The sequence below is a fragment of the Bradyrhizobium jicamae genome, assembly GCF_001440395.1.
Classification (GTDB): Bacteria; Pseudomonadota; Alphaproteobacteria; order Rhizobiales; family Xanthobacteraceae; genus Bradyrhizobium; species Bradyrhizobium jicamae.
Genome location: NZ_LLXZ01000087.1, coordinates 30,610 through 57,387, shown reverse-complemented (window position 1 = coordinate 57,387; position 26,778 = coordinate 30,610). Strand labels below are relative to the sequence as shown.

At 63.6% G+C, this 26,778-nt stretch carries 29 protein-coding genes and 2 pseudogenes; 10 read left to right on the top strand and 21 right to left on the bottom strand.

Annotation, left to right across the window (positions count from 1 at the left end; translation table 11 throughout):
• Positions 1 to 41 precede the first annotated feature (41 nt).
• Positions 42 to 3,089 (bottom strand): annotated as a pseudogene (ileS, locus tag CQ12_RS13965) (isoleucine--tRNA ligase); the annotation flags it as partial.
• Here ileS and CQ12_RS13960 point away from each other — a divergent pair.
• From CQ12_RS13960 to CQ12_RS13945, 4 genes and pseudogenes are all read left to right on the top strand, one after another.
• Positions 3,088 to 3,336 (top strand): hypothetical protein, encoded by a 249-nt coding sequence (locus CQ12_RS13960; protein WP_057835878.1) that lies wholly within the window; start codon positions 3,088 to 3,090, stop codon positions 3,334 to 3,336. The pseudogene ileS and the gene CQ12_RS13960 sit on opposite strands and share 2 nt — an antisense overlap.
• A 227-nt stretch (positions 3,337 to 3,563) precedes the next feature.
• Positions 3,564 to 3,740 (top strand): annotated as a pseudogene (locus CQ12_RS46310) (HU family DNA-binding protein); the annotation flags it as partial.
• A gap of 15 nt (positions 3,741 to 3,755) precedes the next feature.
• Positions 3,756 to 3,947 (top strand): MbcA/ParS/Xre antitoxin family protein, encoded by a 192-nt coding sequence (locus CQ12_RS43710; RefSeq protein WP_245309913.1) that lies wholly within the window; start codon positions 3,756 to 3,758, stop codon positions 3,945 to 3,947.
• A gap of 9 nt (positions 3,948 to 3,956) precedes the next feature.
• Positions 3,957 to 4,409: an RES family NAD+ phosphorylase gene (locus tag CQ12_RS13945; RefSeq protein ID WP_057835877.1), complete on the top strand. Its 453-nt coding sequence runs from the start codon at positions 3,957 to 3,959 to the stop codon at positions 4,407 to 4,409.
• Positions 4,410 to 4,447: 38 nt separating this feature from the next.
• On the opposite strand, the gene CQ12_RS13940 is transcribed toward CQ12_RS13945, so the two are convergent.
• Both CQ12_RS13940 and CQ12_RS13935 read right to left on the bottom strand, forming a co-directional pair.
• On the bottom strand, positions 4,448 to 5,002 hold the full coding sequence (locus CQ12_RS13940; RefSeq protein ID WP_057835876.1) for a sugar O-acetyltransferase: 555 nt from the start codon (positions 5,000 to 5,002) through the stop codon (positions 4,448 to 4,450).
• Positions 4,999 to 5,967: a bifunctional riboflavin kinase/FAD synthetase gene (locus tag CQ12_RS13935; protein WP_057835875.1), complete on the bottom strand. Its 969-nt coding sequence runs from the start codon at positions 5,965 to 5,967 to the stop codon at positions 4,999 to 5,001. The genes CQ12_RS13940 and CQ12_RS13935 overlap by 4 nt, the downstream gene beginning before the upstream one ends.
• Before the next feature lie 216 nt (positions 5,968 to 6,183).
• On the opposite strand from CQ12_RS13935, the gene CQ12_RS13930 reads away from it, so the two are divergent.
• Positions 6,184 to 6,579 carry a response regulator gene (locus CQ12_RS13930; RefSeq protein ID WP_057835874.1) on the top strand — a complete coding sequence of 132 codons (396 nt, stop codon included), beginning with the start codon at positions 6,184 to 6,186 and terminating at the stop codon, positions 6,577 to 6,579.
• A gap of 335 nt (positions 6,580 to 6,914) precedes the next feature.
• On the opposite strand, the gene CQ12_RS13925 is transcribed toward CQ12_RS13930, so the two are convergent.
• The 9 genes from CQ12_RS13925 to uvrC all read right to left on the bottom strand — a co-directional run bounded on the left by CQ12_RS13925 (position 6,915) and on the right by uvrC (position 16,049).
• Complete coding sequence (locus tag CQ12_RS13925; protein WP_057835873.1) at positions 6,915 to 7,769, bottom strand: TIGR01459 family HAD-type hydrolase; 855 nt, start codon at positions 7,767 to 7,769, stop codon at positions 6,915 to 6,917.
• A 15-nt stretch (positions 7,770 to 7,784) separates the two neighbouring features.
• Positions 7,785 to 9,245: an EAL domain-containing protein gene (locus CQ12_RS13920; protein WP_057835872.1), complete on the bottom strand. Its 1,461-nt coding sequence runs from the start codon at positions 9,243 to 9,245 to the stop codon at positions 7,785 to 7,787.
• A gap of 190 nt (positions 9,246 to 9,435) precedes the next feature.
• Positions 9,436 to 9,987 (bottom strand): phage holin family protein, encoded by a 552-nt coding sequence (locus tag CQ12_RS13915; protein ID WP_347337426.1) that lies wholly within the window; start codon positions 9,985 to 9,987, stop codon positions 9,436 to 9,438.
• Positions 9,988 to 10,109: 122 nt separating this feature from the next.
• On the bottom strand, positions 10,110 to 11,456 hold the full coding sequence (gene aptA / locus CQ12_RS13910) for an omega-aminotransferase AptA (protein WP_057835870.1): 1,347 nt from the start codon (positions 11,454 to 11,456) through the stop codon (positions 10,110 to 10,112).
• A 107-nt stretch (positions 11,457 to 11,563) separates the two neighbouring features.
• A complete protein-coding gene (gene prmB, locus CQ12_RS13905) occupies positions 11,564 to 12,529 on the bottom strand; it encodes a 50S ribosomal protein L3 N(5)-glutamine methyltransferase (protein WP_057835869.1) in 966 nt (321 codons plus the stop codon).
• Positions 12,529 to 12,996, bottom strand: coding sequence for a molybdenum cofactor biosynthesis protein MoaE (locus tag CQ12_RS13900; protein ID WP_057835868.1), 468 nt, complete (start codon positions 12,994 to 12,996; stop codon positions 12,529 to 12,531). The genes prmB and CQ12_RS13900 overlap by 1 nt, the downstream gene beginning before the upstream one ends.
• A 9-nt stretch (positions 12,997 to 13,005) precedes the next feature.
• Entirely contained in the window at positions 13,006 to 13,257 is a 252-nt protein-coding gene (moaD, locus tag CQ12_RS13895; RefSeq protein WP_057835867.1) for a molybdopterin converting factor subunit 1, read from the bottom strand.
• Positions 13,254 to 13,868, bottom strand: a complete 615-nt coding sequence (gene pgsA, locus CQ12_RS13890; protein ID WP_057835866.1) for a CDP-diacylglycerol--glycerol-3-phosphate 3-phosphatidyltransferase — start codon at positions 13,866 to 13,868, stop codon at positions 13,254 to 13,256. The genes moaD and pgsA overlap by 4 nt, the downstream gene beginning before the upstream one ends.
• A gap of 102 nt (positions 13,869 to 13,970) precedes the next feature.
• Positions 13,971 to 16,049, bottom strand: coding sequence for an excinuclease ABC subunit UvrC (uvrC, locus tag CQ12_RS13885; RefSeq protein WP_057835865.1), 2,079 nt, complete (start codon positions 16,047 to 16,049; stop codon positions 13,971 to 13,973).
• Between the two features lie 213 nt (positions 16,050 to 16,262).
• Here uvrC and CQ12_RS13880 point away from each other — a divergent pair, with 213 nt between their 5' ends.
• Positions 16,263 to 16,880: an outer membrane protein gene (locus CQ12_RS13880; RefSeq protein ID WP_057835864.1), complete on the top strand. Its 618-nt coding sequence runs from the start codon at positions 16,263 to 16,265 to the stop codon at positions 16,878 to 16,880.
• A gap of 172 nt (positions 16,881 to 17,052) precedes the next feature.
• On the opposite strand, the gene CQ12_RS13875 is transcribed toward CQ12_RS13880, so the two are convergent.
• The 5 genes from CQ12_RS13875 to CQ12_RS13855 form a co-directional block, all read right to left on the bottom strand.
• Positions 17,053 to 17,268, bottom strand: a complete 216-nt coding sequence (locus CQ12_RS13875) for a cold-shock protein (RefSeq protein WP_028350729.1) — start codon at positions 17,266 to 17,268, stop codon at positions 17,053 to 17,055.
• Between the two features lie 275 nt (positions 17,269 to 17,543).
• Positions 17,544 to 18,404 (bottom strand): 23S rRNA (adenine(2030)-N(6))-methyltransferase RlmJ, encoded by an 861-nt coding sequence (locus tag CQ12_RS13870; RefSeq protein ID WP_057835863.1) that lies wholly within the window; start codon positions 18,402 to 18,404, stop codon positions 17,544 to 17,546.
• 120 nt (positions 18,405 to 18,524) lie between these two features.
• Entirely contained in the window at positions 18,525 to 18,764 is a 240-nt protein-coding gene (locus tag CQ12_RS13865; protein WP_057835862.1) for an ACT domain-containing protein, read from the bottom strand.
• 109 nt (positions 18,765 to 18,873) lie between these two features.
• Positions 18,874 to 19,551: a ribonuclease T2 family protein gene (locus CQ12_RS13860; protein WP_057835861.1), complete on the bottom strand. Its 678-nt coding sequence runs from the start codon at positions 19,549 to 19,551 to the stop codon at positions 18,874 to 18,876.
• A 122-nt stretch (positions 19,552 to 19,673) separates the two neighbouring features.
• Positions 19,674 to 20,135: a hypothetical protein gene (locus tag CQ12_RS13855; protein ID WP_057835860.1), complete on the bottom strand. Its 462-nt coding sequence runs from the start codon at positions 20,133 to 20,135 to the stop codon at positions 19,674 to 19,676.
• A gap of 166 nt (positions 20,136 to 20,301) precedes the next feature.
• On the opposite strand from CQ12_RS13855, the gene CQ12_RS13850 reads away from it, so the two are divergent.
• Both CQ12_RS13850 and CQ12_RS13845 read left to right on the top strand, forming a co-directional pair.
• Positions 20,302 to 20,622 carry a hypothetical protein gene (locus tag CQ12_RS13850; protein WP_057835902.1) on the top strand — a complete coding sequence of 107 codons (321 nt, stop codon included), beginning with the start codon at positions 20,302 to 20,304 and terminating at the stop codon, positions 20,620 to 20,622.
• 104 nt (positions 20,623 to 20,726) lie between these two features.
• Complete coding sequence (locus CQ12_RS13845; protein WP_057835859.1) at positions 20,727 to 21,260, top strand: DUF3617 domain-containing protein; 534 nt, start codon at positions 20,727 to 20,729, stop codon at positions 21,258 to 21,260.
• Positions 21,261 to 21,368: 108 nt separating this feature from the next.
• Here CQ12_RS13845 and CQ12_RS13840 read toward each other — a convergent pair whose 3' ends face one another.
• Genes CQ12_RS13840 through CQ12_RS13830 form a run of 3 tightly spaced genes read right to left on the bottom strand, consistent with a single transcriptional unit; the run spans position 21,369 to position 24,047 of the window.
• Positions 21,369 to 22,754, bottom strand: a complete 1,386-nt coding sequence (locus CQ12_RS13840; RefSeq protein ID WP_057835858.1) for an ATP-binding protein — start codon at positions 22,752 to 22,754, stop codon at positions 21,369 to 21,371.
• Between the two features lie 7 nt (positions 22,755 to 22,761).
• Positions 22,762 to 23,478: a response regulator gene (locus CQ12_RS13835; RefSeq protein WP_057835901.1), complete on the bottom strand. Its 717-nt coding sequence runs from the start codon at positions 23,476 to 23,478 to the stop codon at positions 22,762 to 22,764.
• Positions 23,479 to 23,498: 20 nt separating this feature from the next.
• A complete protein-coding gene (locus CQ12_RS13830; protein WP_057835857.1) occupies positions 23,499 to 24,047 on the bottom strand; it encodes a MarR family winged helix-turn-helix transcriptional regulator in 549 nt (182 codons plus the stop codon).
• 320 nt (positions 24,048 to 24,367) lie between these two features.
• On the opposite strand from CQ12_RS13830, the gene CQ12_RS13825 reads away from it, so the two are divergent.
• Positions 24,368 to 25,444 (top strand): branched-chain amino acid aminotransferase, encoded by a 1,077-nt coding sequence (locus CQ12_RS13825; RefSeq protein WP_057835856.1) that lies wholly within the window; start codon positions 24,368 to 24,370, stop codon positions 25,442 to 25,444.
• 127 nt (positions 25,445 to 25,571) lie between these two features.
• Positions 25,572 to 26,465 carry a branched-chain amino acid aminotransferase gene (locus CQ12_RS13820; protein WP_057835855.1) on the top strand — a complete coding sequence of 298 codons (894 nt, stop codon included), beginning with the start codon at positions 25,572 to 25,574 and terminating at the stop codon, positions 26,463 to 26,465.
• A 51-nt stretch (positions 26,466 to 26,516) separates the two neighbouring features.
• Here CQ12_RS13820 and CQ12_RS13815 read toward each other — a convergent pair whose 3' ends face one another.
• Positions 26,517 to 26,735 (bottom strand): hypothetical protein, encoded by a 219-nt coding sequence (locus tag CQ12_RS13815; RefSeq protein ID WP_057835854.1) that lies wholly within the window; start codon positions 26,733 to 26,735, stop codon positions 26,517 to 26,519.
• Between the last annotated feature and the right edge of the window lie 43 nt (positions 26,736 to 26,778).

Genomic DNA, 26,778 nt, shown 5'->3' with positions numbered 1-26,778 from the left:
GCGACGGGCTTGGCGCGCGCTTCGACCGGTTCAACCGGCTTCACGCCCTCGGCGAGCGCCTTCCATTCCCGCAAGGCGAGCGCGTCGCGCGGGGAGACGTCGGGATATTCGGCGTCTTCGCCGACGGTCGGCAGGATCTTCCAGGAGCGCGCGCATTTGGTGCCCACGGCCCTTTCAACGACGACGGCGACATCAGGCACGTCTGCGAGGCTGAACGCGCTGGCCGGCGCGTCGTCATTGGTCACCATGGCGTTCGAAGTGATGCAGACTTCGGCCAGGTCGATGTCGATCAGCGTGTTGAAGATGTTCTGATCCGACACGTAGACCAGCGGCGACGCCTCCAGCGAGGAGCCGATGTTCTTGGCGGCGCGTTCGAGTTCGAGCGCGCCGGTGACGACGCGGCGGACGTTACGGATGGTTTCCCACTTCGTAGCAAGCGCATCGTCGTGAAACCGGTCAAAGCCCTCCGGGAAAAGCGTCAGGTGCACCGACGGCGCGGCATCCGGCTCGTACATCCGCCACGCCTCTTCGCAGGTGAAGCTGAGCACCGGCGCCAGCCAGCGCAGGATCGCATCGCAGATGATGTCGATCGCGGTCAGCGCCGCCTTGCGCGCCACTGAGGACGGCGGATCGCAATAGAGCGTGTCCTTGCGGATGTCGAAATAGAACGCCGACAATTCGGTGTTCATGAACGCCGCAAGCGTCGCGACAACCGTCTTGTAGTCGAACTCGGCATAGGCCTGGCGCACGATCGAAGCGCGTTTGGCAAGCTCATGCAGCATCAGGCGTTCCAGCTCGGGCATGTCGCCATGAGCGACCGCATCGGCGGGATTGAAATGATGCAGCGTGCCGAGCATCCAGCGGATCGAGTTGCGCAGCTTGCGGTAGGTCTCGATGGTATTTTTGAGGATCTCGGGACCGATACGCTGGTCGTCGGCATAGTCGGTGGCGCAGACCCAGAGGCGCAGGATGTCGGCGCCCGAATCCTTCATCACCTTCTGCGGCTCGACGGTGTTGCCGAGCGACTTCGACATCTTGCGGCCGTTCTCGTCCAGCGTGAAGCCGTGGGTGAGCACGACATCATAGGGCGCACGACCGCGGGTGCCGGCGCTTTCCAGTAGCGAGGAATGAAACCAGCCACGGTGCTGGTCGGAGCCTTCCAGATACATCACGGTGTCGTCGCCGCCGTCGATCTTGCGGACGATGTTGCCAAGCGTTGGGAAATTCTGGCGGTCTTCCAGCACAAAGGCGTGGGTCGAGCCGGAATCGAACCAGACGTCGCAGATGTCGTCGACCTTCTTCCAGTCTTCAGCCGCGCGGTCCCCGAGGAAACGTTCGCGGGCGCCTTCCATGTACCAGGCGTCGGCGCCTTCTTCCGTGAAGGCTTCGCAGATGCGCTGGTTGACGATTTCGTCCTGCAGGATTTCGGCCGAGCCGTCGCCCTTCTCGCGCACGAACACGGCGATCGGCACGCCCCAGGCGCGCTGGCGCGAGATCACCCAGTCCGGGCGGCCCGCGATCATGCCGTTGATGCGGTTCTGGCCGGCAGGCGGCACCCATTGCGTCACCGAGATGGCGTGCAGCGCGCGGGCCCGCAGCGTGTCGCCGGGCTTGGCGTTGCCGTCCACCGCAATGTCCTTGTCCATCGCGATGAACCATTGCGGCGTGTTGCGGAAGATCACCGGCTTCTTCGAGCGCCAGGAATGCGGATACTGATGCTTGAGCCGGCCGCGTGCGAGCAGCTTGCCGGCCTCGACCAGCGCCTTGATGACGGCCTCGTTGGCGTCGCCCTTTTCGCCCTTGTCGTTGATCACGCGCTTGCCGGTGAAGCCGGGCGCTTGGTTGGTGAAGGCGCCGTTCTCATCGACCGTATAGGGGATGGCGGTGTTGATGCCGCGCGCCTCGAGGTCACGCGCATGCGCCATCCAGGCGTCGAAGTCCTCGCGGCCGTGGCCGGGTGCGGTGTGGACGAAGCCGGTACCGGTATCGTCGGTGACATGGTCGCCGGGAAGCAGAGGAACCGTGAAACTATAGCCGGTGAGGCCCATAGAACGGTCGGACATGGAGCCGGCCAGCAGTGAACCGGACGGAGCGAAGCCGAGTAACGGATGTGCGCACTCCACGGCATCGAGTGTATCCGCCGGGATATCGCGCACCTTCTCGTAGGCCGTGACGCGCGCCTGCTTGAATACTTCTTCGGCAAGCGCATCGGCAAGGATCAGGAGATCGCCGGTCTTTGCCCAGTTGTCGGCAGGCGCATCGGTGACCTTGTAGAGACCGTAGGCGATCTTCGGCGAGAACGAGATCGCGCGGTTGCCGGGCAGCGTCCACGGCGTGGTGGTCCAGATCACCACGGACGCTTCTGCCAGCACGCCATGCGCGGGCGAGGTGACCGGAAACTTCACCCACACCATGTCCGAGGTGTAGTCCTCGTACTCGACCTCGGCCTCGGCCAGCGCCGTCTTTTCCACCACGCTCCACATCACCGGCTTGGAGCCGCGATAGAGCGTGCCGTTGGCGGCGAACTTCATCAGTTCGCGCGCGATCTGCGCTTCGGCGGGATAGCTCATCGTCTCGTAGGGATGATCCCAGTCGCCGATGATGCCGAGCCGCTTGAACTCCTCGCGCTGCACGTTGATCCAGTGCGTCGCATAGGCGCGGCATTCCTTTCGGAACGCCACCATCGCGGTGGAGTCGCGGAAATCCGGTTTCGGCTTACCCTTGGAGCGGTAGTTCTCTTCCTCGATCTTCCATTCGATCGGCAGGCCGTGACAATCCCAGCCGGGCACGTAGTTGGAATCGAAGCCCAACATCTGCTGGCTCTTGGTGACGACGTCCTTGAGGATCTTGTTCAGGGCGTGGCCGATATGGATGTTGCCGTTGGCGTAGGGCGGTCCGTCATGCAGCACGAACTTGGCGCGGCCCTCGGCGCTCTCGCGCAGCTTGGCGTAGAGGTCGATCTCGTTCCAGTATTTGAGGATCTCCGGCTCGCGCTGCGGCAGGCCGGCGCGCATCGGGAATTCCGTCTGCGGCAGGAACAGGGTTTTCGAATAGTCGGCGACTTCGGACTTTTGCGGCTGTTGGGACATGAATGCTCTGGTTGGCTCGAAAGCGGCGCTGAAAAGCGGATATTGCGGGGTGAACAGGACAATCCCGGTCTTGCGCCGAGCCAAAGCTCAGGCGGAAGCCGGGCCGCTAATGCTGATGATGCGCCGCGAAAACATGGGGCTTTCCATAGCAGCCAACCGGGGAATCTCAAAGCCCGGCGCTTCCTGCCTATCCATCGCTGGCGGTCAGATGGACACCCATCCATGGGCCGGCATCGGTCGCGATTGAGACCGTCATCGGGCCGTCGCGCCGGACATTTCGATGCGAGGCCACTTTGGATCGTGGAGTAGCTGGTTGCAGATTCTTGCAAAGATACTAATCTATTGATTAGTGGAGAGAAATTCATGAGCCCGAAAACCCGCGCGCAAGTTTACGAGGACTTGAAGGATCTCCGCCGTCGCGGCGAGTTACAGCAGGTTGGGAAAGCGGCACTGCAGAAGCTGCCGGCCGCCGCTCAGAAAGAGCTGAAGAAGAACGGCGTGTTCCTTGTCCCCGGCTTCGCGAAATTCGTCGTGGTCAAGAAGCCTGCGGCAAAATCCGGCAAGCGTACCAACGCAATCGCCCGTGAAGAAATGATGTTCGAGGCCAAGCCGGTACGGACAGGCGCTCAGCGGCGTCCTGTCTCGGCATCAAGCCAACGGCACGAATTGTTCCGCGTCCTGGAGATCGAAGCACTGGCAGACCGTGTTTTTGGCGACGGGAAGAAGGCGAAGGCCTGGCTGAGCCGTCCGAATGCCTCGATGTCGGGCCAAATTCCGCTCGAATTGATGAAGGACGAACTGGGCGCGGCGGTCGTTCGCGAAGCGCTTGAACAAATCGATCAAGGAATTTTCGCCTGAGCCAATTCGATGGAGCTTTGGCGAATATCAAATTACGTCGATCTGTCCGGCGAGGGCGGGCTGCGGGCAGCCGGCCGATGGCATACGCGCGGAAAGCGGATCGTTTACCTGGCGGACCATCCGGCAAGCGCGCTGCTCGAGATGCTGGTCCATATGGACCGCGACCTGGTCCCATCGACATACCGATTGCTGCGAATACGCGTTTCCGAAGCCGTGGATATTCAAAAGGTCGATGTCGATCGGCTTGCCGGCGATTGGCGCGGGCGACCCGATGTGACACGACGGATCGGTGACGAGTGGCTCGATCGCGCCGCAACGGCGTTGTTGCAGGTGCCGTCGGTCATCGTTCCGCTTGGTTGGAATTTTCTCCTCAATCCCGGTCACCGGGATTCAGCAAAAGTTGGGATCGAGGAGGTCGTGGACACGCCCCTCGATTCCCGCCTCGTCGCCGGCCCGCCATAGCGCACCTGACGAAAACCCAAGGGAGTCGGTGGGCTGTTTCAGGTTGAGCGCGGCCGGGCCGGGTTTCCGGCGACGGTGACGCCCGCGGCAACGCCCCGCGTCACCACGCTGCCGGCGCCGATGACAGCACCGTCGCCGATCGTGACACCGGGAAGGATGATGGCGCCGCCGCCGATCCAGACGTCGGTGCCGATCCGCACCGGGCGGCCGAATTCGAGGCCGGTCCGCCTGGTATCGGCGTCGCGCGGGTGGTCGGCGGCGTAGATTTGCGTCGCCGGTCCGATCTGGGTGCGGTCGCCGATCACGACTTCGACGACGTCGAGGATGACGCAATTGAAATTGAGAAACACCTCGTCGCCGAGCCGGATGTTGTAGCCATAGTCGCAAAAGAACGGCGGACGGATCACGGCACTGGCGCCGACATGGCCGAAATGGGCCGAGAGCAGCGCGTGCCGCTCGGACACCGGCGCTGCGAGCGCCGCATTGTAGCGCGCGAGCCAGGCCTTGTTGGCGGCGGCATCGGCCTGAAGTTCGGGATCGCCGGGGCGATAGAGCTCGCCGGCCAGCATTTTTTGTTTTTCTGTTTTGTTCAACCGATCGTTCCAAGCCTGGGAAATGCGTCCGGCGCTGCGGCAAGGGCCGCGCGCGCCCTGGCGCTGTCATCATCCATCCGGCGTATCAACGCTTCGATGTTGTCGAATTTCAGTTCGTCGCGGATGAAACCGATGAAGGCGACGTCGAGCACGGTGCCATAGAGGTCGCCCTTGAAGTCGAACAGGAACACTTCCAGGAGCGGGGCGCCATTGTCGAAGGTCGGGCGGCGGCCGAAGCTGGCGACAGCATCGAATCGCTCGGCGCCAAGGCCGATCCGTACCGCATAGATGCCGTGCTTCAGGCTGCAATTCTTGTCGAGGCGGATATTGGCGGTGGGGTAGCCGAGATCGCGGCCGCGCTTCTCGCCATGGATCACCTCGCCGCTGACGAACCACGGCCCGCCCAGCATGGCGGTGGCCGCGTCGATCTGGCCCTCCGCCAGCGCCATGCGGATCGCGCTGGAGGACACCGGCCGCTCCTCGATATCGACATGGGCCTGGACGTCGACCTCGATGCCGAGCCGCGGCGCCTCGCTGACCAAAAGGCTCGGCGAGCCGGCCCGGCCCTTGCCGAAATGAAAGTCGTAACCCACCGCGATGCCGCTGACGCCGAGGCGCTCAATCAGGTCATGGTGAATGAAATCTTGCGCCGAGGTTCCAGCGCGGGTCTTGTCGAAGGTCATCACGACCGCGCCGTCGAGCCCGGTGCCGGCCAGCAGGCGCAGCTTGCTGGGCTCGTCGGAAAGGCGGAACTGCGGGCTGTTCGGGCTGAAAAAGGTGCGCGGATGCGGCTCGAAGGTGAGGGCAAAGGCCGGCTTGCCGTGGGCGCGGCCCATCCGCAAGGCGGCGTCAATCACGGCCCGGTGGCCCAGATGGACGCCGTCGAAATTGCCCATGGCGACCACCGACCCGCGGGGGATGTCGGCGGCAGGGGTGGTGTCTCGGATAACGGTAAAACCAGTCATTTCAGGAATTCTTTGGGAATTTCGGTTCGGTGAACGCGGCCGGACCGTGATCGGGGGACCCGCTGAAGTCAAGCGGGCAGGCCGGGGCCAAAACGAATGCAATCCGGCTCCGGCCGTTTACGCGCTGTTTAAGGGCTGATGCTAGAGGTTGGGGGAGGACTGCGGGTCGCGCAGGCCTGCGGATAGTTTGTGGCGTAAGCATTGAGTGGGGGAAAGATGGCGGTTGATTTGTCCATGCCGGTTCTGGTGGTCGATGACTACAGCACCATGATCCGCATCATCCGAAATCTTCTGAAGCAGCTCGGCTTCGACAACATCGACGACGCCAGCGACGGCTCGGCCGCGCTGAACAAGATGCGCGGCAAGAAATACGGGCTGGTGATTTCCGACTGGAACATGGAGCCGATGACCGGCTACGACCTGCTCAAGGAAGTCCGTGCCGACCCCAACCTCGCCACCACGCCCTTCATCATGATCACGGCGGAATCCAAGACCGAGAACGTGATCGCCGCCAAGAAGGCCGGCGTGAACAATTACATCGTCAAGCCGTTCAACGCGGCGACGCTGAAGACCAAGATCGAGGCGGTCTTCCCGGATATGGCGACGGCGTAAACCGCCGAACCCTCAAACCGTCAGCATCAGTTTCGTCATGCCCGGGCAAAAGCGCGAAGCGCGTCTTCGCGCTAGATGTCCCGGGCATCCACGTTTTTGGAGCCGCCCGACCGGCAAGACGTGGATGGCCGGGCGTAGGCGAGCGGAAGCGACGCCGTCCTTCGGACGGCTAAGCCCGGCCATGACGCACAGTCCTAGAGCAGGATGAGATTAGGTTGGGCCGTGACGACGGACCATCTCGTGCCCCGGACGCAAGCGGCGTGAGTGTGAGCCGGGGCCTATTCTACTTTGCATGGGGTTGTTTTCGCAATTTTGAGTCCGGTGCAGCGATGCACCTACCACCGCAGCTCCCGCATCAGCGCGCGGGGCGGATGACCGAACAGCTCCTTCACCGAGGCCGCATCGAGCTGGTCGATGCCCTCGAATTCCTCCGAATGGATGCCGCGGGTCAGGAAAAGACAATCGATCCCGAAGCCCAAGGCACCCGTGAGGTCGGTCCGCACCGAATCCCCGATCGCCAGCACGCGGTCGAGCGAGGTCGGCTGGCCGCGGCGTTCGGCGGCGAGCGCCATGGCGCGTTCATAGATCGGCCGGTGCGGCTTGCCGTAGAAGATCGACTCGCCGCCAAGCTCGCGATAGAGCTCGGCGACGGCGCCGGCGCAATAGATCAGGCGGTCGCCGCGTTCGACGACGATGTCGGGATTGGCGCAAACCAGCGGCAGTCTGTGCTCGCGCGCCTGCAGCAGCATCGCGCGATAGTCTTCCGCTGATTCGGTTTCATCGTCGAACAGGCCGGTGCAGATGATGTAGTCGGCTTGCTCCAGCGGCACCATCACGGCGTCGAGTCCGCGATGGATCGAGGAATCCCGCTCCGGACCGATCCAGAATATTTTCTTGCCGGGATGGTCGGCGACGAAGTTCCGGGTCAGGTCGCCGGAAGAGACAATAGCATCGTAGGTTTCATCGGCGACACCGAGCTTGCGCAATTGCCGCTGCACGGAATCGGCTGGCCGCGGCGCGTTGGTGATCAGGATGACGGTGCCGCCGCGCTGGCGATAGGTGTGCAGCGCCTCACAGGCTTCAGGAAAGGATTCGAGCCCGTTATGCACCACGCCCCAGATGTCGGAGAGGATGACCTCCACGCCGTTAACGAGGTCGCTCAGCCGCTCGACGAAGCGCAATGAAGTCATGATGTCGAAAGCCTGTTAGCCAGGTCCCGCGGCGCGGCGCGCCAGTGCGGCATTGCCGGTCGCCCGCATCGGGGGCTCTGCGGCCGGGCCGGCCATGGGTACCGTGTTGCTGGGGCCATTGTGATTGGCGGAGTCCTTGTTTGCTGTCGCTCCGCCGGTAGCAGATGCCCCCTCGGGCCGCAACGGCCGCGGCGGCGCAAACAGGAAACCCTGTCCAAACCGCACGTCATAGTCGAGCAGGTCGACCACCGCGCGCTCGCCCTCAATCTTTTCGGCGATCAGGTCGATGCCGAAGCGGCCGAGCAGGTCGGAAAGGTCGGAAGGGTGGATGTCCGAGGTCGAGCTCTGCTTGGGATCGAGCAGCAATGCTGCCGGCACCTTGATGAAGCGGACGCCGCGATCGGCGAGATCGCGCGGCTCGATCCGCAAGTCGGTGACATGATCGATCGAGAAGCGGTAGCCGCGCTGCGACAGGGCGGCGAGATTCTCGATTTCGGTCGGGCGGAGATTACGGAACGTTGCCTGCTTGAATTCGAGCACGAAGGACGGCGCCAGCGCCCGGTTGGCCTCGAGGAAGTCGAGACATTGCGCGAAGTTGGTGGGATTGCCGAGCGTCGCCGCCGAGACGTTGCAGAATACGCCGACATCCTTGTTGCGCACCATCAGGCGGCGCAACACCTGGATACAGCGCAGCATCACCATGTGATCGATCTTGCCGATCAGCCCGCCGGCTTCGGCGGTCGGGATGAAATCGTCGGCGGCGAGGATCTGGTCCCTGTCGTCGCGCAGCCGTGTCACCGCCTCGTAGAAGCGCACCTTGCGCTGCGGCAGCGTCACCATCGGCTGCAGGTAGATGTCGAGCCGGCTCTCCTCGATGGCGTTCTTCACCGCGGCAAGCAGTTGCGGCTGGTTGCGCGAGGGCGAAGCGGATTCTGCGGCAACCGCAGCCGGCTTTGCGGCGGCAGCAGGCGCGGGCCTGGCGACGGGCGCCGGCTCAGCGGCGACCGCCCGTTCGTGCTGGGGTTCGGGATCCGGCCGGGCCGCCGGGGCATGGGCTGCGGCCGCCGCACCCGAAGCCAGCAGGTCCTCATGGCTCGCTACCGAGACAGCCAGTTGCTTGACCAGCACGCCGAGCTCGCTGATCTCGCCGACCACGGCCTGGATGCGGTCCGAGCTTGCGGAGTTCGCCGACACCAGCCGGCCCTCGACGGCGGCGAGCCGGCGGCCGAATTCGGCGACCTGACGCGCGAGGTCGGCGGTGCCGCGGGAGAGATCGGCGATCTGGCCACCGACGTCGGAGCGATCGCGCAGCCGCATCGACACGGCGTTGTAGAGGATCAGAAAGGTCAGCGCGGTAAGCGCCACGATCGCGGATTCGGTGCCGCTGAAACCCGCCACCGCATGCAGGACGAGGCCGAGGGAGGCTGCAACCAGCACCATGCAGATGGCGATGAAAATCGTCGAAATGCGAATCATGTCGCGCGCTACGCCCTAAAGGTCCGAACTGTCCTTACCCGGGAAAACACGGAAGTTTCACGCACCGTCCAACTTGCGCTGTCCCAAGCGCTGCAACCTTAGCACCAATGTTGATTCGCAGAGCTAGTGTTCTTTGGACACGGCCGGAACTGGAAACCGAGAGTCATCCCGTAGGCTGCGTGCCACGCCGTCAGATGTCCATCTGTCGCGCCTGCCGTCGCCGTCGCGTTACCGCCAGGCCCAGCAACGTCGCCATCAGGATGACGCCGGCCTGCAAAGGCCTGCTGTCCCTTGAGGGGGACCGGCGGCTGCTCGCTGGCGAAGCCGGAGGTGCCTGTAGAATCGACCTGGCGGTGTCCCTCGCGGCTCCGATCTGGTCTGGTTTTAACGGACCGGCCTTGACCGCCACGCGCAGGCGGCTGGCGAGCGAGGGGAAGTGCGGCGTCTTTTGTCTGAGTTTAACGACAGCGAGCCCCGCGCAAATGGTGGCGATCATTGCCAGCAAGGCGCCGACCGCTCCGAAAGCCCAGAACTGCCCGTAATGGATCTCGATCCAGCGAAACAGCGCGGTGATGCCGACGAGGCAGGCGGCAATCATGAAAATGCCGGCCGCGGCGAACAGGCCGGCGGCGATGGCATAAGAAGTGATCGTCGAGGTCGCCTGACCGGTGCGGTCGCGCAGATAGGATAGCGTCGCCAGCTTGATCTGGTTCAGCTTCAGTTCCATCCCGGCGCGCAGCAAGCTGCTCGAAGGCGCGAGCATGTCCGCATTCCTCAACCGGCGGAAGCGTGATCGCTTCCCGCCGGTGGAATGAACGCGGGCTGGTTTCGAATGTTCCTACCCGGTCAGAGCCGATGCGATAGCTACGCCGTCGCGCGGATCACCTTGGCGACCTTGTCGATGATCTCGCCGATCTGATCTTCGGTGATGATCAGGGGCGGGGTCAGCACCAGGGTGTCGCCGGCCACCCGCACCATGAGGTCATTATCGTGGAAGGCGCTGTTGAGCCCGGCGAAGCCGCGCTTGCCCGGCGCATCGGCTGTTGGCGCGAGATCGATGCCGGCGGTCAGGCCGACGGTGCGGATATCCACGACATCAGCTTCCTTGCGGAGCGACATCACGGCGTCGGCGAATTTCGGCTCGAGCTCACGCGCGCGTTCGAACAGTTTCTCGTCGCGGTAGATGTCGAGCGTGGCAAGGCCCGCCGCGCAGGCCAGCGGATGCGCGGAATAGGTGTAGCCATGGGCCAATTCCACGGCATAGTCCGGCCCGCTCATGAAGGCGTCGTGGATGGTGTCGCGCACCAGCACGCCTCCCATCGGGGCAGCACCGTTGGTGATGCCCTTGGCGAAGGTCAGCATGTCAGGCACCACACCGTAGCGTTCGGCGGCAAAGGCGAAGCCGAGGCGGCCATAGCCGGTGATCACCTCGTCAAAGATCAGGAGGATGCCGTGCTTCTGGGTGATCTCGCGCAGCCGCTTGAGGTAGCCCTTCGGCGCCGGCAGCACCCCGGTCGATCCCGCCATCGGCTCGACGATCACGGCAGCGATGGTGTTGGCGCCGTGCAAATTGACGAGCCGCTCAAGCTCATCGGCGAAATGCGCGCCATGTTCCGGCTCGCCCTTGCTGAAGGCCTGCTTCTCGCGGTCATAGGTCGCCGGCAGATGGTCGACGCCGGTCAAGAGCGAGCCGAACAGCTTTCGGTTACCGACGATGCCGCCGACGGAGGTGCCGCCAAAGCCGACGCCATGATAGCCGCGCTCGCGGCCGATCAGGCGGATGCGGCTGCCCTGGCCGTTGATCTGGTGATAGGCCAGCGCGATCTTGAGCGCGGTGTCGGCCGCTTCCGAGCCGGAATTGCAGAAGAACACGTGGTCGAGCCCGGCGGGCGCCAACTCGGCAATGCGGCTGGCGAGTTCGAACGCCTGCGGAATGCCGAACTGGAACGGCGGCGCGTAGTCCAGCGCCTCAGCCTGCTTGGCGATCGCGGATGAAATCTCGATGCGGCCATGGCCGGCATTGGTGCACCACATGCCCGAGGCGCCGTCGATGATCTTGCGGCCGTCGACGGTGAAATAGTGCATGTCCTTGGCGCCGGCGAGCAGCCGCGGGTTCTCCTTGAACGCCCGGTTCGCGGTGAACGGCATCCAGTGCGCGGCGAGATCGTTTGGAACGTTGACGGGGGTGGGGCGGGCGCTCTTGTCCAGCATGGGCGGCCTCTTGATGTCTGGGGCGTTGGGCTAGCACCAAACTATCAGTTTCGCCCCGGAACGGGAACGCCGGCGCGCCGTGATATTTGCGCGCAACTGCAGCAAATTCAGAGATCCGCTGCGGCGATCCAGAATACTTCGCCCTCGGAATCCTCGGTGTCGAGCCAGAGCAGCGGCAGGTGCGGATAGGCGGCTTCGAGCTGCGGACGGCAGCGGCCGATCTCGCACAACAGCCCGCCCTGCGGCGTCAGGTGGGCGGACGCCTCGTCGAGGATGCGGCGCACGATATCGAGACCGTCGGCGCCGCCGTCGAAGGCGAGTTTCGGCTCGGCGCGGCATTCGCGCGGCAGGTCGGCCATGCCTTGCGCATCGACATAGGGCGGATTGGAAATGATGAGGTCATAGCGCTTGCCGCTTAGCGGCTTGAACAGGTCGCCGCGGTAGAGCGTGAGGCGATCCTCAAGCCTGTAGTCCCCGACATTGCGTGCGGCGACTTCGAGCGCGTCCTTTGAAATATCCACCGCGTCGACCGCGGCATTCGGAAAATTCCGGCTCGCCAGAACGGCGAGGCAGCCCGAGCCGGTGCAGAGGTCGAGCACGCTTTCCACCGCGCCCGCGTCCGCGAGCAGCGAACCGGCCTCGTCGTCGCCGTCGCCGCCGAAATGCTGGTCCAGCAATTCGCCGATGAAGGAGCGCGGCACGATGGTGCGCTCGTCGACATAGAAGGGCAGGCCGCGCATGTAGATCTTGTTGACGAGATAGGCCGCGGGCTTTCGCGTCGTGACGCGGCGCGCGATCAGATCGAGGATCTTCTTGCCTTCGACCGCCGTGACCCGTGCGGTCGCGAAACTCTCGAACTGGTCGGGATGCAGATGCAGCGCCTCGCAGACGATGAAGGCGGCTTCCGCCACCGGATCGGTGGTGCCGTGTGCGAATACCAGCCTGGCTTCGACGAAGCGGCTGACGGCGTAGCGGACGAAATCGAGCAGCGTCAGCAATTCGCCCGCACCGACCTTGGGTAGTTTCGTCTGGCTGGCGCTGCGCTTGGCCGCCGGTTTCGCACGCCTGGCCATCAGGATTTGGTCCAGCGCGCCGCGGCAGCGTCGTCATGGTCGCGCGCTTCGATCCAGCTCGTGCCTTTTTTGCTTTCCTCGCGCTTCCAGAACGGCGCGTTGGTCTTGAGGTAGTCCATCAGGAATTCCGCTGCTTCGAAGGCTGCCTGGCGATGCGGTGAGGCCGTCACCACCAGCACGATGTTCTCGCCCGGCGCGATGCGGCCGAACCGGTGAATGATGGTGAGGCCCTGCAACGGCCAGCGCGACAGCGCTTCATCGGCGTGGCGGCCGATCTCGGCTTCCGCCATGCCGGGATAATGCTCGAGCGTCAGCGCCGCGATCGGTTCGCCGTTCTCGCTGCCGCGACAGATGCCGCTGAAGGTGACGACAGCGCCGATATCGGTGCGACCCTTGGTGAGCGCCGCGATCTCCTGCGCAGCGTCGAAATCGGCTTCCTGGATACGAATGGTCGCGGTGACGGACATGGGTAAAGGTCAACCGCCGGTCATCGGCGGGAAAAATGCAATCTCGCGCGCGCCTGATATCGCGGCGTCCGGCTTGACATGGGCGTGGTCGATCGCGGCGCGGATCACCTTCGGCTTTTCGAAGGCATAGGCGTAAGTCTCGCCGCGGCTGGAAAGCCAGCCGATCAGATCGCTCACCGTGCGTACCTCGGCCGGCGGCTCGACGTTTTCCTCGGCGACGCCGATCCGCTCGCGCACCCAGGCGAAGTATTTGACCCTCATCCCTCATCCTCCTTGATGAGGTGATGGATGCCGGCGCGGAAATAGTCCCAGCCGGTGTAGATGGTGAAGATCGCCGACATCCACAGCAGGACGATGCCGATCAGGGTGGTCTGGGGCAGGATCTGCTCGCCGGCCTCACCGGCAATCAGGAAGCCGATCGCGACGAGCTGGATCGTGGTCTTCCATTTCGCCAGCTTGGTCACGGGCACGCTGACCCGCAACGCCGCGAGGTATTCCCGCAAGCCCGAGACCAGGATCTCGCGGCACAGGATCACGATGGCGGCCCAAAGCGTCCAGCCATGGATGCTGCTGTCGGCTGCCAGCATCAGGAGGCAGGATGCCACCAGCAGCTTGTCGGCGATCGGGTCGAGCATCCGGCCGAAAGCGGATTGCTGGTCCCAGATTCGCGCATAGTAGCCATCGAGGTAGTCCGTCACCGCAGCGGCAATGAAGACGGCCAAGGCCACCCAGCGCAGCCACAGAGGGCCGTCCAGGATGGACTGGGCGAAAACGCAGCCGACCACCACCGGAATGGCGGCAATACGGGCGTAGGTCAGGATATTCGGCAGGGACAGGGTCTTGGTCTGCCCTTTGGCTGTTGCGATGTTCATCCGTCTTACCAATACCGCTGGAACGTGAAGGTCAACCGTGCGGGTCTAGATCATCTGTCGCAGGCGACGCCTAAATGACATGCCTTACAACTGGAAGTCCCCTTAACCCGCCTGTGCATGGAAAAACTCGAAGATCTTGCGGGCGCTTTCGGCGCTAACGCCCGGAACCTTGCCGAGGTCCGCAATCGAGGCGCGCTCGATTTCCTTCAGCGTTCCGAAGTGATGCAGCAAGGCACGTTTGCGTGACGGGCCGATGCCCGGGATTTCCTGCAAACCGGCTTCCCTGATGTCCTTTTTCCGCAGTTTACGGTGCGAGCCGATCACGAAACGATGCGCCTCGTCGCGAAGCCGCTGGATGAAATACAGCACGGGATCGCGCGGTTCTAGCTTAATGGCCTCGCGGTCGGGCATGAACAGGGTCTCCCGCCCGGCATCGCGGTCGGGGCCTTTCGCCACCGCCATCAGTGAGACCTGGGTCAGTCCCAGACCGCCAAAAATCTCCCTGACCGCGTTGAGCTGGCCGCGGCCGCCGTCGATGATGACGAGGTCGGGCCATTGCGGGAACGAATCGTCGTCGGCTTTCGCTCCAGTTTTTCCTTGGGCCGCGTCGCCCTCCGGCGGTTTCAACAGCCGCTTGAAGCGCCGCTCCAGCACCTCGCGCATCATCGCGTAGTCGTCGCCGGGCGTCAGTCCCTCGGACTTGATGTTGAACCTGCGGTACTGATTCTTGATGAAGCCATCCGGTCCCGCCACGATCATCGCGCCGACGGCGTTGGTGCCCTGGATGTGGCTGTTGTCGTAGACCTCGATGCGTTTGGGCACCTGCGGCAGTCCGAGCGTGGCCGCTATCGATTCCAGGAGGCGGCTCTGCGTCGCCGTATCGGCGAGCTTGCGGCCAAGCGCCTCGCGCGCATTGGTCAGCGCATGCGTGACCAGTTCCTTTTTCTCGCCGCGCTTCGGCACCGAGACCTCGACCTTGTAGCCGGCCTTCACGCAAAGCGCATCGGCAAGCAACTGGCATTCGTCGATCTCATGCGACAGCAGGATGAGTTTCGGCGGCGGCTTGTCGTCGTAGAATTGCGCGAGGAACGAGGCCAGCACTTCCTCCGGCGTGAACGACTTCTCCGCGCGCGGGAAATAGGCGCGATTGCCCCAGTTCTGTCCGGTGCGGAAGAAGAATACTTCCACGCAGGAATAGCCGCCTTCCTGATGGATGGCGAATACGTCGGCCTCTTCCACGGTGCGCGGATTGATGCCCTGCTGCGACTGGATCGCCGACAGCGCGGCGAGACGATCACGGTACAGCGCCGCGGTCTCGAATTCGAGCTCGGCGGATGCCTTCTCCATCTCGGCGGCGAGCAGCTGCTTCACGGCGTGGCTGCGGCCGGAGAGGAAATCGTTCGCCTCGCGCACCAGTTCGCTGTAGCCGGGAAAATCGATCTCGCGCGTGCATGGCCCCGAGCAGCGGCGGATCTGGTAGAGCAGACAGGGCCGGGTGCGGCTTTCGAAAAAGCCGTCGGTGCAGGAGCGGATCAGGAACGCGCGCTGCAGCGCCGTGATGGTGCGGTTGACGGCGCCGGCGGAGGCGAACGGCCCGAAATATCGTCCGGGCCTTGTTTGCGCACCGCGATGCTTGAGGATCTGCGGTGCCCAATGGTCGCCGGTGATCAATATGTAGGGAAACGACTTGTCGTCGCGCAGTTGCACGTTGAAGCGTGGCCGCAGCTGCTTGATCAGGTTGGCTTCCAGCAGCAGCGCCTCGGTCTCGGTCGTGGTGGAGACGATCTCGACCGTCACGGTGGCTGCGATCATGCGCAGGATGCGCGCCGGCAAGGGCGCGTTGACGCGGGCATACGACGACAGCCGCTTGCGGACGTTCTTGGCCTTGCCGACATAGAGCACGTCGCTGGAGGCATTGAGCATGCGGTAGACGCCGGGCGAGGTCGGCGCCAGCCGTACCGCGTTTTCGATGGCGGTGTGGCCGACCGCCAGCGTACCTTCGGCAATCGCCTCGGCAGGCTCCTCGGGCGCTTCCGGTAGGCGTGCCTCATCGTCCTCCTCGGCGGCTGACGTCGCGGGATCGACGTCGGCGACGGTCAGGTCCTGTGGCGGTAAATCCGGCTGGGAACCCCGCCGCGCCTTGCGTGGAGGCTTCGGATGGTCGGTAGAATCGTGATCCATGGGGCCTAAATTAAGCGCTGCAGGGCAGCATCGCCAGCCGTTCGCCGGGGAGGGCGACGGTAACGCGATCTTAAGAATGATGAGCGGGCAGGTAATCCGGCTTAACAAGCCTTTAACTTAAAACTCTCGATAAATCTTAGCGAAAAAAGTGGAGTTCCGTAACCAGGCCGGTCTCTTCGACCGGCGGGTCGCGGTGTTGCGTGGAGTTGCGTGATGAGCAAGGTGGTGTCAGGCGCGCTGGCGCTGATCGCTGCAGGCTGGACCTTGTCTGCCGGGGCGGCCGACCTCAATTACGGACGCACGTATACCGGCAACCAGCGGTTCGACGCCTATAGCTGGGCCGGCCCCTATCTCGGCGGCAATCTCGGCTATGCCTGGGGATCGGTCGCAAACAATCCGACCAAGCCGTCCGGCTTCGTGGGCGGCGTCCAGGCCGGCTATAATTGGCAGAACGGACCGTGGGTATTCGGCCTCGAGGGCGACATTCAGGCGACCGGCGCCGAAGAGACCTTCGCGCCGTGGAAGTTTTCCAATCCCTGGTTCGGCACGGTTCGCGGCCGCGCCGGCTTTGCGTTCAACAACGTGCTGTTCTTCGGCACCGGCGGTCTCGCCTTCGGCGAGCTGCGCGCCGCCACGTTCGGCCTGACGGAATCCCATACCAATGCGGGCTGGACGCTCGGCGCCGGCGCCGAGGTGGGCCTGGACAGGAATTGGAGCGCCAAGATCGAATATCTCTATGTCGATCTGGCCAACAGCAACTTCGTCGTTACAGGTGCGTCAAACGGCTACCGGTTCGGCTTGATACGGGCCGGCGTGAACTATCGCTTCTGAAAACAAGAAACTGATGGCTACCATCTCCCGGCGGCAGCAAGTCGCCGGGATTTTTTTGCCTTCATGTTGGCTCGCATGTTGCGTCACGAGTCCCGACGCTCTGGGCAGCGGTGCCGCGCCCAGCGTAGTCTTTGCAGCAGGAATTCAGTCCGCGTTCCGCGCGAGCGTCAGCTCACGATGAAATAACCAGGTTGACCGCCTTAGGGCCTTTGCCCTTCTTGTCCGGTTCAACCTCGAACGTAATGCGCTGCCCTTCAGTCAAATCCTTCAATCCGGCCCGTTCGACGGCGGTGATGTGAACGAACACATCGCGACCACCGTCATCGGGCTTGATGAAGCCGTAGCCGCGTTCTCCGTTGAAGAACTTGACTGTTCCAGTCATGGCCATCGGGAAACTCCTCCCCCGTATTGCTCTGCCCCTACGCGTACCTCGCGTATCGGCCGACCGGACATTCACTGCCGGAAGCTTGGCCACCTAGGTTGATCGGGATCAATGCCACCGATCGGCCTGGATTTATTCGGCCTTGATCACTCCGCCGCAACCATTCGCGGAAGCGGAACGTAAAGCCAGTCCCAACGGCTTGAGCATAATACGGTTTCGCGTAAATTGCCTACGGTCCATTCGCACTTTTCGCGCGAAGCCGGGCGCTTTAGGCGTAACTCTTAAGGCTTGGGCGTCTCCAGCCTGAACCGGCCGGCACCGCCCTGGCCGAGCGGTTTTTCGAGTTCGGGTAGAACTGTCTTCAATTCACCCGCAAGCGTCCACGGCGGATTGACGATCAAAAGCCCGGTCGAAGTGAGGGGGCCACCAGCCTCCTGTGGAGCGACACTGAATTCGAGCCGGAGACATTTCCCGGCTGGCTTGCTGGCAGCGGCAGCGCCTGCGACCAGCCGCGCCAGCGTATCGGTGGCGCGACGGCTCTTAACCGGATACCAGATCAGATAGCTGCCGGTCGGCCATTTGGCATAGGCCTCGGCGAATGCGCTGCCCAGCCTTTCGAACTCGTCCTTTTGCTCGAACGCGGGATCGATCAGCACCAGACCGCGCCGCTCGTTGGGCGGCACGAACGCCGGTAGCGCCGTCCAGCCGTCGAGATCGACCACCCGAGCCTGGCTGTCGCGGCGCAACGCATCGATCAGTTGCTTGCGTGCGCCGGACTCGAGTTCGCAGGCTGTCAAACGGTCCTGCGGTCGCAGCAGCGCGCGGGCGATCAGGGGCGATCCCGGGTAGGCCTCGAGCGTGCCCGGCGCGTTGAATGCCCTGACGATATCGAGGTAGGGCGTCACCAGCGGCAGCGCGGTTTCCGAAAACCGCGCCTGCATCACCCGCGCAATACCGGTCAGCCATTCACCGCCGCGGCGCGCTTCCTCACCGGTGAGATCGTAGCGCCCGGCGCCGGCATGGGTGTCGATGACGCGAAACGGCGCCTGCTTTTCCTGCAGATAGGTCAGCATGCGCACCAGCACGATGTGCTTGATGACATCGGCAAAGCCGCCGGCGTGAAAGGCGTGTCGGTAGTTCATGAGGAGAGGGGTTACGACATTGGGGCGAGGAAAGTAACCCACGTTGTCAAGGCTGCGAGCGGCAGGATGACATCTCCATTGAATTGGTGAGATTGCCGGAGTCGCCACGGGCGTAAACTTTTAATCGGTCATTTCAATCCCGGCGACGGCGTTGATTTCGCGATCAGTGGTTATTCGCTGGATGATGTTATCGTCACCCAGCAGCTCGGCAGGACCGCTGTAAACTTCAAGGGCTCGAACGATTCGCTCGTTTTCGATCACGGTAGTAATGGATCGGCGCGACTGAGCTTCGGCGATCACGCCAGCTTGGATATTCGGGCCTGACGCAGCTTTGGCGGAGAAAAGGGCCCGGCCATCCACGCGCCTTGCAGACGACGATAAAAGCCGTGGATGACCGGGACGCAGACAGGTGTAGCCAGTCTGCGCAAAGCGGATTGCTATGGCTGGGCAGGCATGACGGAAGCGGAATTCAACCGCCCCGCACCGGCGGCATCACCACCTCGTCACGTCGGCATGTGCGACGGTCGATTTCCTCGCAGGCGCGGAATTGCATGTCCTTGCTCAGACAGATCCTAACCTCGCTCAGGCGGCGGCTCGAGCAGATTACCGAAATCGCTGAGCTGCTAAGGCCCGGGTTGATCTTGATGAAGGCGGCCTCGAGATCTCCGGGGGCGAGGATCTTCTGCTCGGACAATTCGAGGAATTCCTCCGGGATTTTCACCGCTGCGCGTGCCTTGCGGACGCTCTCGAAATAGGCGCGGGCGCCGAGGCCGGAGCAAGTGCCATGCTTGTCCCACTCGTTGAAGATCAGGCCGGGGGCCGGCATCAGGTCAAGCATCGAGGTCATGATGTTGCGGTCGAGCCGCGGCGAGGGCCGCTGGCAATATTCGGGAAAGCCGCGCTCATATTGCGGCCACAGGCCGTGAACGACGAACGAATAGGGGCGGCTGCACTGGACCTGTGAGCGTCCGCTATTGCCACGCTCGGCCGCCGCCTCGCAGAACGAGGGCGACCATGACAGCGCGAGGACATAAAAATCGAACTCGCCCGGGGCGTTCTGCCGGCGGTCCTGGGCGAACGCCAGCCCGGCGGAGACGGCAACAAGCGTCAGCGAAATCAGAAGTCGCGAAATAACAAACCGGTGCATCGAACGCCCCTTTACTGGACTACCGCTAGCCTAGCAGGGAACCGGAACATTTCAAGAACAAAATTCGAGAAGCGCGCAAATTCGGCGCGCTCCGATCGGCCCAACCGGCCAAAAACCTGAGATCAGGGCCGAGCAGCCCTGCAGGCCGGGCTATAGGCCCAGTTGCGGTCAAGCCCGGTTACGCACCATTCGACACCCTGGCCGAAGCCGGCAAAGCCGCCATCCTCGATGATCGAGTAATGCACGCTGCGCATCTTGCCGTCGCTCAGCATCACGTCGGCGCTGCAGTAGCGGCGCGGAATGTTGTCGGACTGCCAAGGTCGAAACGCGGTCTCATGGATCCGGCCAAAGCCGGTGATCACGAGCGCCGAATTCCAGAACTTGCCTTCCTTCTCCTGGAATTGCGAGGCGATAGTCGACAGTGCCCGCTCGCATTCGGCGACTCGGCCGTCATATTTCGGGCCGAACAGGCCGAAATTCAGCTCCAACGGATTGGCGGCCTGGGCGGCGTGACTGGAGACCAGCAGGGCGAGCGCCGCAGCCGTCGGGCCGAGGGCTCTCAAGGATGTGAACAGGTTGCGCATGGGGAATCCGCCGGTAAACCAACGCAGGGGACGGTGCCGCGAAGCCCCGACAAGGTCAAGTGCAGCGCGGCAACACCTGACGACCAACTCCGCCCCGTGCTGCAACCATTCTTTTCATGGCCATCGGCGCACACTATGGTGAGGGTCGAGCGAAATGGAGTCTGCGATGCGAAGAATTCTGGCCGCGAGCCTGATTGCCATGTCCTTGGTAGTTTTGGGCGGGATGCTGGCGGGGGCGCCGGCGCAGGCGCAGTGGTTCGACATCGACACGGTGCCGCCGTTCAAGGGCAATGACACCGGCGGCATCATCGCCTATCCGCTCGCGAGGCAGGCCGATGCCCGCCAGCTCGCCGTCGATCACTGCGCCCGCTACGGCAAGGTGGTGAAATTCCTCGGCGTGCAGCCTAATTACGGCGGGTATGTCTCGTTTGCCTGCCGCTGGGTGCCCTATGGCGCCGCCGAGCGGCCGCTACGCACGCTTTACTGAGCGCGGCCTCCAAGCTTTCCCCGGCTGGACATGTTTTCGCCACGCAAAGCGTGTGTCACTTCGCGCGCGCACGATAGCGTTGAAGAATTCAGGGGAGCTCACGCATGAGACGACTGCTTCTTGTGTCCTGTTCGGTTGCCGGTTTGCTTGCCCTGTTGCCGGCAAGCGGCGCCGTCGCCGTGGAATTGCCGATGCGCAAGGCCGGACTCTGGGAGATGAAGGTGCTGAGCGGCGGGTCGGTACCCGAGATGACGATGCAGCAGTGCACCGACGCGACCACGGACAAGGACATGAGCACGGCCATGGCGCCGATGGCCAAGGAGATCTGCTCCAAGCAGGATATCCAGAAGACGGCGACCGGCTATGTCACCGATTCCGTCTGCGGTATTAGCGGCATCACGGTCAAGTCACGCGCCGAAATCACCGGCGACTTCAATTCCGCCTACACCGTGAAAACGAGCTCGCAGAGCGAGGGGGGCCTGGCCGGCGCCGCGCGCGACAGCAACAGCACGATCGAGGCCAAATGGGTCGGCGCCTGCAAGGCCGATCAAAAGCCTGGCGACATCATCATGCCCGGCGGCATGAAGATGAACGTCAAGGACATGGAAAAGATGAAGGCGCTGATTCCGAAGAAGTGAGGTGTCTTAGCGTCGTAGCCCGGATGGAGCGAAGCGAAATCCGGGGCAAGTCGTCGGATGCGGCATCTTTCCCGGATTTCGCTTCGCTCCATCCGGGCTACGCGGAGCCTACACCGGCACCCTTACCGCCGCCCTCAATCCCCCCATCGGGCTTTCGCCGAGCGTGATGTCGCCGCCATGCGAGCGGGCGATGTCGCGGGCGATCGCAAGCCCGAGGCCCGTGCCGCCTTCGTCCTGGTTGCGGGCATCGTCGAGCCGCAGGAACGGCTTGAACACTTCCTCGCGCATGTTGACGGGAATGCCGGGCCCATCGTCGTCGACCGTCACGGTCAGATAGCGGTGATCGCGGTGACCGGTAATGGCGACCGTGTTGGCGTGGCGTGCCGCGTTGGAGACGAGGTTGGCGATGCAGCGCTTGAACGAGGCCGGCTTCACGGTCACCACAGGCAGGCCATGGAATGACACCGTCGCGGTGTGGCCGTGGCGTTCGGCATCGCTGCGCAGTTCTTCCAACGCCATCGTCATGTCGGTGGGCTGCGCGATCTCGCCGCTGTCGCCGCGCGCGAAGGCGAGATAGGCCTCCAGCATGCCGGCCATTTCGTCGACATCCTTGCGCATGCCGTCGACTTCGGGACTGTCGCCGATCAGTGCGAGCTCGAGCTTGAAGCGGGTCAGGATGGTGCGCAGGTCGTGACTGACGCCGGCGAGCATCGCGGTGCGCTGCTCGATCGAGCGCTCGACGCGCGCCTTCATCTGTATAAACGCCTGCGCCGCCTGCCGCACCTCGCGTGCGCCGCGCGCGCGGAAGTTAGGCACCTCGCGTCCCTTGCCGAAGCTTTCGGCGGCCTCCGCCAGCCGCAGGATCGGCCTGATCTGGTTGCGCAGGAACAGCACCGCGACGATCAGCAGGATCGAGGAAGTGCCGAGCATCCAGAAGATGAAGATCTCTGAATTTGAGGCGTAGGCGGCGCTGCGCTGCGCGAACACCCGCATCACGGTGTCGTCGAGCTGAATGCGGATTTCGACCAGGTTGGATTTGCCGACGGTGTCGATCCAGAAAGGACGGCCGATCTGGCGGCCGAGCTGCACCGAGAGCGTCTGGTCGAGCAGCGAGAAGAACGGCTTCGGTCCGGGCTGCGGCATGTCGCCGACGGGGAGGAAATCGACGACCAGTTGCAGCCGCTGGCCGATACGCCGCAATTGTGCGCGGTCCTTGTCCTGCGGAAACGCCTTGTAGACGTCGATCAGGCTGGCGATGTCCTGCACCACCGCAGCCGACAGGCGTCGCGTCACCGTGTTCCAGTGCCGCTCCATGAACACGAACGCCACGACCGTTTGCAGGATCACCATCGGCACGATCATGATCAGGAGCGCGCGCGCGTAGAGGCCGGTCGGCATCCAGCTCTTGAACGCGTTACCCATCCAGCCATTGGCCCTGGAGACGCGTTGCGACGCATTGCGGATGAGCGTCAGGCCGGTGTCGAGCGTGCTCATGGCTGGCTCAGGGCGACGCCACCAGGCGATAGCCGATGCCACGCACCGCCTGCAGGAACAGCGGATTGGCGGGATCGCGCTCGATCTTGCGCCGCAGGCGGTTGATCTGCACGTCGACCGCGCGCTCGTTCACCGTGCCGCCGCTGGTCAGCGCCGCGCGCGGCACCGTCTCGCCGGGGCTATTGGCCAGAATGCGCAGCATTTCGCGCTCGCGGTCGGTCAGGTGAATGATCTCCTCACCCTCGCGCAGCTCGCCGCGATCGAGATGGAAAACGTAGGGGCCGAACGCGATCTGCTCCAGCGCTTCCACCGGCGGCGGCGCCGAGCGCTTGAGAATATTGCCGATCCGCAAGATCAGCTCGCGCGGCTCGAACGGCTTGGCGACATAATCGTCGGCGCCGATCTGCAGGCCCTCGATCCGCGCCTCCGCCTCATGGCGGGCCGTCAGCATGATGATCGGCACCGAGGACGAGGTGCGAATGAACCGCGCCAGGTCGAACCCGGTTTCGCCGGGCATCATGACGTCGAGGATCAGGAGATCGAAATGCAGGCCGAGCAGTTTGGAGCGCGCGTCGGTCGCGCTCGACGCCGTCGTGACGCGATAGCCCTCGCCGGACAGAAACCGCGACAGCAGATCGCGGATACGGCGGTCGTCGTCGACCAGGAGCAGATGCGGCGCGTCGTCGGCCAGTTGCCGCGGCGCGCGCGCGGTGGCTGTAGCCATGGTTGCTCCTTGCGCCACGATCACTCCCTAGGCTTCTTGCTGCCGGTCCCGAAGATCGCCTCCAACACCTTGTCGGGGTCGTCGCGATCGATCATCGCGCGCAGGAACTGGCTGATCGCCGCGACGCCTTCGGGGTTGATGTCCCGGAGCGCGCGGGTAATGCGATCGGTCTGCAACCCTGCGAGCTTTGCCACCAACGCTTCGCCTTTCGGGGTGGCGTAAAGAAGGCGCTGCCGTCGGTCGTTGTTGCCGGTCTTCTGGACGATGTAGCCCTCATCGAGCAACTGCTTGAGCACGCGGCCAAGCGACTGCTTGGTAATCCGCAGGACATCCAGGAGGTCGGCGACCTTGAGCCCTGGATAGCGGTAGACGAAATGCATCACCCGGTGATGGGCGCGGCCGAAGCCGAAAGCCTCGAGCTCATGGTCGGCGTCGCCCACAAAGTCGCGATAGGCGAAGAACAGGAGCTCGATGATGTCCCAGCGCAGTTCGGCAAGCCGTGGGGCAGGGCTGGTGGCCCCCTGCGAATCGGGGTTGGTTGGGCCCCTTGAGAAATTTATGTCAGTCATGTTGACATATCTTGGGTTCAATGTTACAAAACTGCTAGCCACGACGAAACTTTAAGTCGTTTCGAACTTGGTGACGTGTCAGGCAGCCGGAAAAAGCCAACGATGGCGGCAACGGCCGCAAATTGAACTACCGTGCGATTGTCGAGCGGCATTTCGGCAAACATACTGGACTTCGTCATCCCGCAAAAGCATGTCCTCGGGGACATGACGGCGCAGGAACCGGCCGCGTGGTGGTGAAGGTCCAGACCTATCAGGCCAGCAGGCCCACAGAGGCAGGCCGGCGCCAAATCGCGCCGATTTCGACAGCGGGAAGCAAGGGAATGAGCTTAAAATTCGAAATTCAGCCGGCGGCGAACCCGACCTCCGAGAAGGAGCGCACGGCAAGGCTCGCGGACCCCGGCTTCGGCCGAGTTTTCACCGATCACATGGCGATCGTCCGCTACGACCAGGCCAAGGGCTGGCACGACGCACGCGTTGAATCCCGCGCCAATTTCCAGCTCGATCCGGCCGTGGCCGTCCTGCACTACGCGCAGGAGATCTTCGAAGGCCTGAAGGCCTACAAGCGCGACAATGGCGTGAACCTGTTCCGCCCCGACGCCAATGCGCGGCGCTTCAGGAATTCGGCCGAGCGCATGGCGATGGCGCCGCTGCCCGAAGCCATATTCATCGAAGCGGTCGAACAGCTCGTGCGCATCGACAGCGCCTGGATACCGGGCGGCGAGGGCAGTCTCTATCTGCGGCCCTTCATGATCGCGAGCGAGGTCTTCCTCGGCGTGAAGCCTTCGGCGGAATATATCTTCGCCGTCATCGCTTCGCCGGTCGGCTCCTATTTCAAGGGCGGACCCGCGCCGGTGTCGATCTGGGTGTCGGAGAACTATACCCGCGCCGCGGTCGGCGGCACCGGCGCCGTCAAGTGCGGTGGCAACTACGCCGCAAGCTTGCGGGCGCAGGCCGAGGCGATCGAGCACGGCTGCGATCAGGTGGTTTTCCTCGATGCAGTCGAGCGCCGCTATGTCGAGGAACTCGGCGGCATGAACGTCTTCTTCGTGTTCGACGACGGCTCGCTCTCGACGCCGCCGCTCGGCACCATCCTGCCGGGCATCACCCGCGATTCGATCATCGCGCTGGCAAAGGATTCCGGCACGGTCGTGCGCGAGGAGCCTTACACGATCGATCAGTGGCGCGCGGATGCCACCAGCGGCAAGCTGAAAGAGGCGTTCGCCTGCGGCACCGCGGCCGTGATCTCGCCGATCGGCAAGGTGCGTTCGGCGAGCGGCGATTTTTCGATCAGCGGCGGTGTCGCCGGCCCTGTCGCCATGGGGCTGCGCAAAAAGCTCGTCGACATCCAGTACGGCCGTGCGACGGATCCGCACGATTGGGTCAGAAAGGTCCTTTGACCGGCGGCGGAATTATTCCGCCGCGCAAGCGATAGATCACTCTTAAGCGCCAGGTGGCGCGCGTCTCGTCGAGTCGCGCGAGGCTGGCGTGCGGCTCATCGAAACAGTGCCAATCCGGGAGGAGACCATGGGAGTTTCGTTCGACAAGATCGACGGCGTCATCTGGTACGATGGCAGGCTGGTGCCGTGGGCCGACGCCAACGTCCACGTCCTGACCCATGGCCTGCACTATGCGAGCTGCGTGTTCGAGGGCGAGCGCGCCTATGGCGGCACGGTCTTCAAGAGCACCGAGCATTCCGAGCGCCTGAAGGCCTCGGCCAACATCCTCGATTTCGAGATTCCCTGGTCAGTCGCCGAGATCGACGCCGCCAAGCAGTTCGTGATCGACAAGAACAATCTGCCGGACGCCTATCTGCGCCCGATCGCCTGGCGCGGCTCGGAGATGATGGGCGTGTCGGCGCCATCAAACACCATTCACCTCGCCATCGCGGCCTGGGACTGGCCGAGCTATTTCGATCCGGCCGAGAAGCTGAAGGGCATCCGCATGGGCATGGCTGAATACCGGCGGCCCGATCCGGCGACTACCCCGGCGATGGCCAAGGCGTCGGGTCTCTACATGATCTGCACCATCAGTAAACACAAGGCGGAGCGCGCCGGCTATGCCGATGCCATGATGCTGGACTGGCAGGGACGGGTGGCCGAATGCACCGGCGCCAACATCTTCTTCATCAAGGACGGCACGATCCACACGCCGATCGCCGACTGCTTCCTTCCCGGCATCACCCGCGCCACCGCGATCGACCTCGCCAGGCGCCGCGGCATCGAGGTGATCGAGCGCCGCATCAAGCCGGAAGAACTCGATGGGTTCACCGAGTGCTTCATCACCGGCACCGCCGCCGAGGTGACGCCGGTCTCCGAGATCGCGAACTGGAAGTTCACGCCCGGCAAGATTTGTGAGCAGTTGATGGCGGACTACACCGCCGAGGTGCAGCCTAAGGGCAAGGCGGCTGCGGCTGCCTGAGGCCCGACTTTTCCCTTGGAGCTTGATGCGCTCGCCGCGCTGGCGAGCGACTTACTTCTTCTCGTTCTTCGGGGCCGGCGCACCGTCCTTGTCCCTTTTGATATTGCCCTTGTTTGCGCTCATGCCGGTCGTGTCCATCGAACCGTCCGGCTTGGCGCCGCTCGTCGTTCCCGGCTTTTCCATGCCGGTCTGCGGCGCGGGGCCGGTGTTCTGGGCAACGGCCGAGCCGCACAGGAGCATAAGAGAGGCGACGGTGATGAGCTTCTTCATAGATCTCTCCTTTGGAGACCTACAATAATTCGGCGCGCAAAGT

Coding starts and splice junctions, on each gene's coding strand:
- CQ12_RS13960 (WP_057835878.1), top strand. CDS start 3,088: ATGAATGCTCTGGTTGGCTCGAAAGCGGCGCTGAAAAGCGGATATTGC.
- CQ12_RS13945 (WP_057835877.1), top strand. CDS start 3,957: ATGGAGCTTTGGCGAATATCAAATTACGTCGATCTGTCCGGCGAGGGC.
- CQ12_RS13935 (WP_057835875.1), bottom strand. CDS start 5,967: ATGACTGGTTTTACCGTTATCCGAGACACCACCCCTGCCGCCGACATC.
- CQ12_RS13930 (WP_057835874.1), top strand. CDS start 6,184: ATGGCGGTTGATTTGTCCATGCCGGTTCTGGTGGTCGATGACTACAGC.
- CQ12_RS13925 (WP_057835873.1), bottom strand. CDS start 7,769: ATGACTTCATTGCGCTTCGTCGAGCGGCTGAGCGACCTCGTTAACGGC.
- CQ12_RS13920 (WP_057835872.1), bottom strand. CDS start 9,245: ATGATTCGCATTTCGACGATTTTCATCGCCATCTGCATGGTGCTGGTT.
- aptA (WP_057835870.1), bottom strand. CDS start 11,456: ATGCTGGACAAGAGCGCCCGCCCCACCCCCGTCAACGTTCCAAACGAT.
- prmB (WP_057835869.1), bottom strand. CDS start 12,529: ATGGCCAGGCGTGCGAAACCGGCGGCCAAGCGCAGCGCCAGCCAGACG.
- CQ12_RS13900 (WP_057835868.1), bottom strand. CDS start 12,996: ATGTCCGTCACCGCGACCATTCGTATCCAGGAAGCCGATTTCGACGCT.
- moaD (WP_057835867.1), bottom strand. CDS start 13,257: ATGAGGGTCAAATACTTCGCCTGGGTGCGCGAGCGGATCGGCGTCGCC.
- pgsA (WP_057835866.1), bottom strand. CDS start 13,868: ATGAACATCGCAACAGCCAAAGGGCAGACCAAGACCCTGTCCCTGCCG.
- uvrC (WP_057835865.1), bottom strand. CDS start 16,049: ATGGATCACGATTCTACCGACCATCCGAAGCCTCCACGCAAGGCGCGG.
- CQ12_RS13880 (WP_057835864.1), top strand. CDS start 16,263: ATGAGCAAGGTGGTGTCAGGCGCGCTGGCGCTGATCGCTGCAGGCTGG.
- CQ12_RS13875 (WP_028350729.1), bottom strand. CDS start 17,268: ATGGCCATGACTGGAACAGTCAAGTTCTTCAACGGAGAACGCGGCTAC.
- CQ12_RS13870 (WP_057835863.1), bottom strand. CDS start 18,404: ATGAACTACCGACACGCCTTTCACGCCGGCGGCTTTGCCGATGTCATC.
- CQ12_RS13860 (WP_057835861.1), bottom strand. CDS start 19,551: ATGCACCGGTTTGTTATTTCGCGACTTCTGATTTCGCTGACGCTTGTT.
- CQ12_RS13855 (WP_057835860.1), bottom strand. CDS start 20,135: ATGCGCAACCTGTTCACATCCTTGAGAGCCCTCGGCCCGACGGCTGCG.
- CQ12_RS13850 (WP_057835902.1), top strand. CDS start 20,302: ATGCGAAGAATTCTGGCCGCGAGCCTGATTGCCATGTCCTTGGTAGTT.
- CQ12_RS13845 (WP_057835859.1), top strand. CDS start 20,727: ATGAGACGACTGCTTCTTGTGTCCTGTTCGGTTGCCGGTTTGCTTGCC.
- CQ12_RS13840 (WP_057835858.1), bottom strand. CDS start 22,754: ATGAGCACGCTCGACACCGGCCTGACGCTCATCCGCAATGCGTCGCAA.
- CQ12_RS13835 (WP_057835901.1), bottom strand. CDS start 23,478: ATGGCTACAGCCACCGCGCGCGCGCCGCGGCAACTGGCCGACGACGCG.
- CQ12_RS13830 (WP_057835857.1), bottom strand. CDS start 24,047: ATGACTGACATAAATTTCTCAAGGGGCCCAACCAACCCCGATTCGCAG.
- CQ12_RS13825 (WP_057835856.1), top strand. CDS start 24,368: ATGAGCTTAAAATTCGAAATTCAGCCGGCGGCGAACCCGACCTCCGAG.
- CQ12_RS13820 (WP_057835855.1), top strand. CDS start 25,572: ATGGGAGTTTCGTTCGACAAGATCGACGGCGTCATCTGGTACGATGGC.
- CQ12_RS13815 (WP_057835854.1), bottom strand. CDS start 26,735: ATGAAGAAGCTCATCACCGTCGCCTCTCTTATGCTCCTGTGCGGCTCG.